Source organism: Aeromicrobium sp. PFPM2_SD2, assembly GCF_057364525.1.
Genome location: NZ_JBNFNZ010000100.1, coordinates 1 through 6,756, shown reverse-complemented (window position 1 = coordinate 6,756; position 6,756 = coordinate 1). Strand labels below are relative to the sequence as shown.

General features: G+C 71.8%; 10 protein-coding genes. 5 read left to right on the top strand and 5 right to left on the bottom strand.

Annotated elements, in window-relative coordinates; all coding sequences use genetic code 11:
- Both AC2W7G_RS06850 and AC2W7G_RS06845 read left to right on the top strand, forming a co-directional pair.
- A partial coding sequence (locus AC2W7G_RS06850) for a hypothetical protein (protein WP_485867775.1) occupies window positions 1-220 on the top strand: 220 nt, incomplete at its 5' end.
- 31 nt (window positions 221-251) lie between these two features.
- Entirely contained in the window at window positions 252-1,034 is a 783-nt protein-coding gene (locus tag AC2W7G_RS06845; RefSeq protein WP_485867774.1) for a DUF3152 domain-containing protein, read from the top strand.
- 301 nt (window positions 1,035-1,335) lie between these two features.
- Here the strand turns inward: AC2W7G_RS06845 and AC2W7G_RS06840 are convergent, their stop codons facing one another.
- Window positions 1,336-2,625 carry a fatty acid desaturase family protein gene (locus AC2W7G_RS06840; protein ID WP_485867773.1) on the bottom strand — a complete coding sequence of 430 codons (1,290 nt, stop codon included), beginning with the start codon at window positions 2,623-2,625 and terminating at the stop codon, window positions 1,336-1,338.
- Between the two features lie 13 nt (window positions 2,626-2,638).
- Entirely contained in the window at window positions 2,639-3,739 is a 1,101-nt protein-coding gene (locus tag AC2W7G_RS06835) for a ferredoxin reductase (RefSeq protein WP_485867772.1), read from the bottom strand.
- Window positions 3,740-3,881: 142 nt separating this feature from the next.
- On the opposite strand from AC2W7G_RS06835, the gene AC2W7G_RS06830 reads away from it, so the two are divergent.
- Window positions 3,882-4,514, top strand: coding sequence for a TetR family transcriptional regulator (locus tag AC2W7G_RS06830; protein WP_485867771.1), 633 nt, complete (start codon window positions 3,882-3,884; stop codon window positions 4,512-4,514).
- A 4-nt stretch (window positions 4,515-4,518) separates the two neighbouring features.
- Here the strand turns inward: AC2W7G_RS06830 and AC2W7G_RS06825 are convergent, their stop codons facing one another.
- From AC2W7G_RS06825 to pip, 3 genes are all read right to left on the bottom strand, one after another.
- Window positions 4,519-4,914 carry an SRPBCC family protein gene (locus tag AC2W7G_RS06825; RefSeq protein ID WP_485867770.1) on the bottom strand — a complete coding sequence of 132 codons (396 nt, stop codon included), beginning with the start codon at window positions 4,912-4,914 and terminating at the stop codon, window positions 4,519-4,521.
- Window positions 4,915-4,980: 66 nt separating this feature from the next.
- Window positions 4,981-5,139, bottom strand: coding sequence for a hypothetical protein (locus AC2W7G_RS06820; RefSeq protein ID WP_485867769.1), 159 nt, complete (start codon window positions 5,137-5,139; stop codon window positions 4,981-4,983).
- Window positions 5,140-5,162: 23 nt separating this feature from the next.
- Complete coding sequence (gene pip / locus AC2W7G_RS06815) at window positions 5,163-6,107, bottom strand: prolyl aminopeptidase (protein WP_485867768.1); 945 nt, start codon at window positions 6,105-6,107, stop codon at window positions 5,163-5,165.
- Between the two features lie 45 nt (window positions 6,108-6,152).
- Between pip and AC2W7G_RS06810 the strand changes: the two genes are divergently transcribed.
- Window positions 6,153-6,425 carry a hypothetical protein gene (locus AC2W7G_RS06810; RefSeq protein ID WP_485867767.1) on the top strand — a complete coding sequence of 91 codons (273 nt, stop codon included), beginning with the start codon at window positions 6,153-6,155 and terminating at the stop codon, window positions 6,423-6,425.
- Window positions 6,422-6,700: a hypothetical protein gene (locus AC2W7G_RS06805; protein WP_485867766.1), complete on the top strand. Its 279-nt coding sequence runs from the start codon at window positions 6,422-6,424 to the stop codon at window positions 6,698-6,700. Before AC2W7G_RS06810 ends, AC2W7G_RS06805 begins: the two co-directional genes overlap by 4 nt.
- Window positions 6,701-6,756: the final 56 nt, after the last annotated feature.

Sequence of the window (6,756 nt, the reverse complement as noted above, 5' to 3'; positions counted from 1 at the left end):
CCTGGAGGCCGCGTGGCGCCTGGTCAGCCGGGTGCGCAACGCCGTCGTGCTGCTCCGCTCCCGCCCGGCCGAGTCGATGGTCGAGCAGGCGGCCGAGCGCGCCGGCGTCGCCCACCTGCTCGGCTACGGGCTGGACGGCGGCGAGGTCATGGTCGACGAGTACCTGCGCACCACGCGGCAGGCGCGGCAGGTCGTGGAACGAGTCTTCTGGGGCGACTGACATCGGGGCGCCACGGCGCCACACTGGTGTCATGCGCACGCTGCTCACCGTCGTCCTCACCGCCGGGCTCCTGGTCGCCGGGGGGACGAGCGCGCAGGCCACGGCCGAGCCGACCCCGGCTCCCGACGCCGCCCCGCCGGTGCAGAACCTCGTCGCGCCGAGCGTGGCCGGCACGGCCGCGTACGGACGCACGCTCACGCTCCGCCCGGGACGCTGGACCGGCGGCACGGCGCTGAGCGTCCAGTGGCTGCGCGACGGCTCCCGCATCGGGGGCGCCCGAGCGTCCACCTACCGGATCAAGCCGCAGGACGTCGGCCGCCGGCTCTCGGTGCGGGTCACCGGCTCGCGCGAGGGCTACCGCTCGACCACGGTCACCACCGCCCGCACCCGCGTCGTCCAGCACCGCGTGCCGGCTCGCCGGGTCGTGACCTACAGCGTCCGCACGAAGGGGCGGGTCACCGCCGACCTGAGCCTGTTCAAGCGGCTCGCCCAGCAGACGTTCGACGACCCGCGGGGCTGGCGCTCGACCGGCACGGTCTTCCGGCGGGTGCGGCGCGGCGGCGACTTCACGCTGTACCTGGCCGCGTCGCGGACCCTGCCGTCGTTCTCGCCGGTGTGCAGCCGGCAGTGGAGCTGCCGGGCCGGTCGCAACGTCGTCATCAACCAGACCCGCTGGCTGTACGCGAGCCCGGCGTGGCGCCGCAGCAGGGGCTCGCTGCGCGACTACCGGCACATGGTGGTCAACCACGAGACCGGGCACTGGCTCGGGCACGGCCACCGCTCGTGCCGCGCAAGCGCCCGGCGCCGGTCATGATGCAGCAGTCCAAGGGGCTCGGCAGCTGCACGTTCAACCCCTGGCCGCGGCGGGGGAGCGGCGCCTGCCGCGCTTCCGCTAGCCGGCGGACGGGGCGTCGGGCGCCGAGCGTCCTGGCTCGCGCGCCGGCTCGCCTCGCGGATCTCGAACACCTCGGTGCCGAAGGCGCCCAGCTCGGACGTGACGCGGCGGGCGGCGTCGAAGCAGATCGCTGCGACCCCGCCCGCCGTGCTCAACGCCGCCTCGACGTACTGCTGCAGCACGTCCTTGGTGATCTCGTGACGGCTCAGACCCATGCGGACTAGTGTGCCGCGACCTGCTCGGCGGCGCGACGCTCGGCCTCGGCCGCGCGCTTGGCCCGGCGCAGCGCCTTCGACTCGGGCGAGTTGCCGATCTTGTACGGGTCGTCGGGCTTCTTGCTCAGCTGGTGCAGCTGCTTGGCGACGCTCCACAGCTGGCGCGACAGCCGGCCGGTGTTGTAGCGCAGGTCGTACTTCTCGACCAGGCGGTGGACGTCCGCCGACACCTCGCCGTAGCGGCGGGCCGGGATGTCGGGGAACAGGTGGTGCTCGATCTGGTAGCTCAGGTTGCCGGTCAGGACGTGGAACGGCTTGCTGCCCGAGATGTTGGCCGAGCCGAGCAGCTGGCGCAGGTACCACTGGCCACGGGTCTCGTTCTGCGCCTCCTCCTCCTTGAAGGTCTCGACCTCGGCCGGGAAGTGACCGCAGAAGATGACCAGGAAGGTCCAGATGTTGCGGATGACGTTGGCGGCGAAGGTGCCGGCCAGGACGAGCACGGGCGTCCACCAGGACGTGAACGGCACCAGGGCGATCGAGACGACCGGGAAGGCGACGTAGTCCTTGAACAGCTGGCGGCGGATCTTGCGCAGCGCGCGCTTCTTGCGGCCCTGGAACTCGTCCTTGTCCATGCGTCCGGCGAGGTACTCGTCGAGCTCGACGCCGTGGTACATGACGCCCCACTCGAACAGCAGCATGAGGACGAACGCGAGCGGCAGGTTGAACCGGTGGCTCGGGTACCAGGGCTGCTCGGCGTCGATGCGGAACATGTTGTAGCCGATGTCCCGGTCCATGCCGTGGATGTTCGTGTAGGTGTGGTGCATGTAGTTGTGGCCGTGCTTCCACTCCTGCGCGGGGGCCACGTTGTCCCACTCGTACTTCTGGCCGTTGACCAGCGGGTCGTTCATCCAGTCGTACTGGCCGTGCATGACGTTGTGGCCGATCTCCATGTTCTCGAGGATCTTGGCCACGCCGAGCAGCAGGATGCCGGCGACGAACGCGGGCCAGAAGAACGGCATGAACAGGCCGATGCGGCCCAGCACCTCGAAGGCGTTGCGCAGCTTGATGACCCGGCGGATGTAGTCGGCGTCGGCCTGGCCGAGGTCGTCCAGGACGCGCTGACGCACGGCGTCGAGCTCGTGGCCGAACTCCTCGAGCTGCTCGTAGCTCATGAGGTCGGTGCCGATGGTGGCGCGCTTGTCGGTGTCGGGGCCGACGAGCGGCTGCGGCGCCTTGTTGTGGTTGCTGGCGCTCAGCGGCTCGATCGGAGCGTGCTTGGTGCGGTAGTGGGACACGGGTCAGTTCCTCTCAGAGGGCCATGCTGACGTCGCCGACGGGGACCTGGACGCAGATCTTGACGGTCTCGTCGGTGTTGGCGGCCACCTCGCCGGAGATGACGTGGCGGACGGCGCCGTGGTTCTTCTTGACCGCGCAGGTGTTGCAGACGCCCATGCGGCAGCCGTAGCGGGGGGACAGGCCGGCGGCCTCGGCCTGCTCCAGGATCGTGGCGCCCGAGTTGTCGGCGGCGACGCCGCTGTCCTCGAACGTGAGGGTGCCGGTCGCGTCGGCCGCGGACAGGTCGACGCTGGGCACCTTGAAGTACTCGACGCGCAGCTGGTCGACCGCGTCGGCGGCCTCGTACGCGTCGCGGACGGACGCGATGAGCCCGGCGGGGCCGCACGCGTACGTGAGCGTGGTGGTCGGGTCGATGCCCAGCTGCTCGAGGTGCTCGGGCGTGAAGCGCCCGGCCAGCTCGGCGCCGGGCTCGGGCACCCGGGTGTAGACCCGCTCGACCCGGCCCAGGCCGGCGTCGGCGGCCAGCGCGTCCAGCTCGGCGGTGAACATCTCGTCCTCGCGCGAGCGCGCGTAGTGCAGGAAGGTGATGCGCGGGCGGGGCGTGCCCGGCTTGGCGTCGCGGATCGTGCGCAGCATCGACATGACCGGCGTGATGCCGCTGCCGCCGCTGAGCAGCAGGACGTGGTCGGGCAGCTGCGCGGGCAGGACGAACTCACCGTCGGCCTGCGACAGGTGCACGAGCGTGCCGGGCTTGAGCTCGTGGTGCAGGTACTGCGAGACGTAGCCGTCCGGGTGCGCCTTCACCGACACGCTGAACGTGCGGCCCGGCCGCTTCTCGGAGCTGGAGACCGAGAAGACGCGCACGCGGCGCTTGCCCTCGACCTCGACGCCGAACTCGACGTGCTGGCCGGCCCGGAAGCCCTTCCAGGCGCCGTTGGGACGCAGCACCACGGTGCTCGCGACGCCGGTCTCGCGGACGACCTCCACGACCCGCGCCCGCACCTGCGTCACGGTCCACATGGGGTGGACGTGCTCGAGGTACTGGTCGATCGAGTGCGGCGACGTCAGGGACGCGACCGGTCGGGACGCCAGCGCGGCGCGGATCAGTCCCATCAGGCTCCTTGCTCCGGGCGTTCAGTGAACGCGTGTGCACTACAAGGGTCGCACACCCCTGGTGGTGACGCAATCACCAGGGCCGGATGCGGGCGTGGCGAGCGGCACACCTGTTCACCGACTTTGTCGATAGGCTGGCCGCATGGCGACCGGGAGCGCCGCAGGGACGCGGCAGGAGCAGAAGGAGCGCACGCGGGAGGCCCTCATGGCCGCGGCGCTCGAGCTGAGCGGGTCGTCCGGCTTCGCGCAGATCAGCCTGCGCCAGGTCGCCCGCGCCGCCGGCGTCGTCCCCACCGCCTTCTACCGCCACTTCGAGTCGATGGACGAGCTCGGGCTGGCGCTCGTGGAGGAGTCGTTCAGCACGCTGCGGCGCATGATCCGCGAGGCGCAGCGCGACCCGCAGGTCTTCGCCAACATCATCGACGCCGCCGCCGAGGTGCTCGTCGAGACGGTGAAGGTGAGCAAGGCCCACTTCGGCTTCGTCGCTCGGGAGCGCGTGGGCGGGTCACCGGTGGTGCGTCAGGCCATCCGGCACGAGCTGGAGCTGTTCGAGAGCGAGCTGGCCGTCGTCCTGGCCAAGCTGCCCAACATCGACCAGTGGCACAGCGACGACGTGCACATGGTGTCGCGCCTGTTCGTGCGCAACATGGTGGCCAACGCCGAGGAGGTCGTCGAGATGCCCGACGGTCGGCCCGACCTGGAGGCCCGCATCAAGGAGGGCGCGCGGCGCCAGATGCGCCTGATCGTGCTCGGCTTCGAGAAGTGGCGGTCCTAGCCGCTCAGCGCGGCTGCACCTGGGCGTCCTGCGCCGTGGTGGCCAGCTGGTCGAGCGCGACGTCGAAGACGTCGTCGCCGAGCTTGTCCTCGAGCTCGTCCTGCTGCTCGGGCGCGGCGTCGACGTCGGCCTCCCAGGTGACGTACGAGGTGGAGTGGCCGTTGTCGCGCACCGTGATGGTGGCGGTGTGGTCGACGATGCTGAACGGCGGCTCGGGCATCGTGTAGCGCAGGCTCATCGCCGCGTCGTCACGCTCGACGACGGTCACCACGAGCTCGGCCGACGTCTCGGGGCCGCCGGTGTAGTGCGCCAGCTTCGGGTGCCACAGCGAGAAGTCGCAGGCGAGCTTCCAGACGTCCTCGGCCGGGGCGGCGACGAACGTACGACGGGTGATGCGCATGCAGGCTCCTCCAGATCGCGTGACCCCGCCATTGTTCCCGACGGCCAGGTCGCGCGTCCGGTCGGGTCAGTCCTCGATGAGCAGCACCAGGAACGGCGCGCCGTACATGACCTGGGTGGTGGCCGAGATGGCGCGGCCGCCCTCGAGGTCGAACTCGATGTCGATGGGCTCGTTCTGCTTGAAGACGTCGGAGTCGAGGGGGACGATCGTCACGCGCTGGGACATGGCCGCAGCCTAGGGCCTGACGGTCACGGCAGGGCCGCGAAACGCGCGACGGCGTCCCGCACGACCACCTCGAGCGCGGCGCCGGTGCCGTGCCCGGCGTCCGGGACGATGACGAGCTCGGCGTCCGGCCAGGCCGCGGCCAGGTCGTGGGGCGACGTCCGGCGGGCCCGGCTGACGTCGCCCTGGCCCGGTTGGCCCAGCAGCCCCGGGATCCCGCGCAGACGGTCGCAGCCGTCGAGCAGCTCGGTCTCGCCCAGCCAGGCCGCGTGGCTCCAGTAGTGGGTGACGAGCCGCGCGAAGCCCAGCGCGAACTCCGGGTCGTCGAAGCGCGGGTCGTGCACGGGCGTCAGCGACACGTGCCGGTCCTCCCACGCGCACCAGGCGCGAGCCGCCGCGTGGTGCACGGCCGGGTCGGGATCGACGAGCAGCCGGTGGAACGCGGCGGCCAGGTCGCCGTCGCGCTCGTCCGCGGGCAGCGCCGACACCAGCTGCTCCCACTCGCGCGGGAAGAGCCGGCGCATGTCGCGCGTCACCCACGTGACCTCGCGGCGGGTCGTGGTGACCACCGCGAACAGGGCGAGCGCCCGGACGCGGTCGGGGTGGGCCTGGGCGTACGCGAGCCCGAGCGTCGAGCCCCACGACGCACCGAGCACGACCCAGCGGTCCACGCCGCGGTGCTCGCGCAGCCGCTCGAGGTCGGCGACCAGGTGCTGGGTGGTGTTCGCGCGCAGCGCGTCCGTGGTGCGTCCGGCGTGCGGGGTGCTGCGGCCGCAGCCGCGCTGGTCGAGCAGCAGGACGCGGTAGCGGGTCAGGTCGAACCGGCGCAGCCAGCCCGAGGAGACGCCGGACCCCGGGCCGCCGTGCAGGACGACCGCCGGGACGCCGTCGGGGGAGCCGTGCTCCTCCCAGTGCAGGGCGTGGCCGTCGCCGACGTCCAGGAGACCGGCGGCGAGGGGAGTGTGAGGCACGCGTCCATGATGGTTGACTCCCCGCCCGGTGGGTACGGAGCGGTCATGGCAGCACCGCGAAGAGTGAAGAAGTACCGCAAGTCCTACGGGATCCGCATGGGTGTGCTCGCGACCTTGTTCGTCGTGGGCGTGCTCCTCATGATCCTCAGCCGGTACGACGTGTTCCCCGCCCGCCCCTGGGGCTACGTCGGCCTCGCCTGCGCCGCGGTGGCCGCGATCCTCTCGCTGATCTCGACGGTCGTCGAGGCCCGCGCCGAGAGCGAGCTCGAGTCGAGCCCCGAGAACGCCCGCAAGATGAACCAGGAGGACGCATCATGACCGAGCAGAACCCCGGGACCCCGCGCGAGCCGAGCGGCGCGATCAACCACCACCAGGAGAACGTCGCCCCCCAGAGCGACCAGGACCGGGTGGTCGGCCAGGACACCGGCCACGACGCCGGCAGCATCGACGAGGCCCCGGACGGACGCTCGTCCGACGGCGGCACGCCGGCCAACCAGGGTCCGGTGCCGGCCGAGCCCGAGGACATGTCCGACACCGGCTCCGACATCGGCAGCCTGGCGCCCGACCCGGCCGCCGAGGAGGTCGCCGAGTAGGCGGTCCACCAGGCAGCGAGGCCCCGCCCTGCCCGGCGGGGGCTTCGCACGTCCGG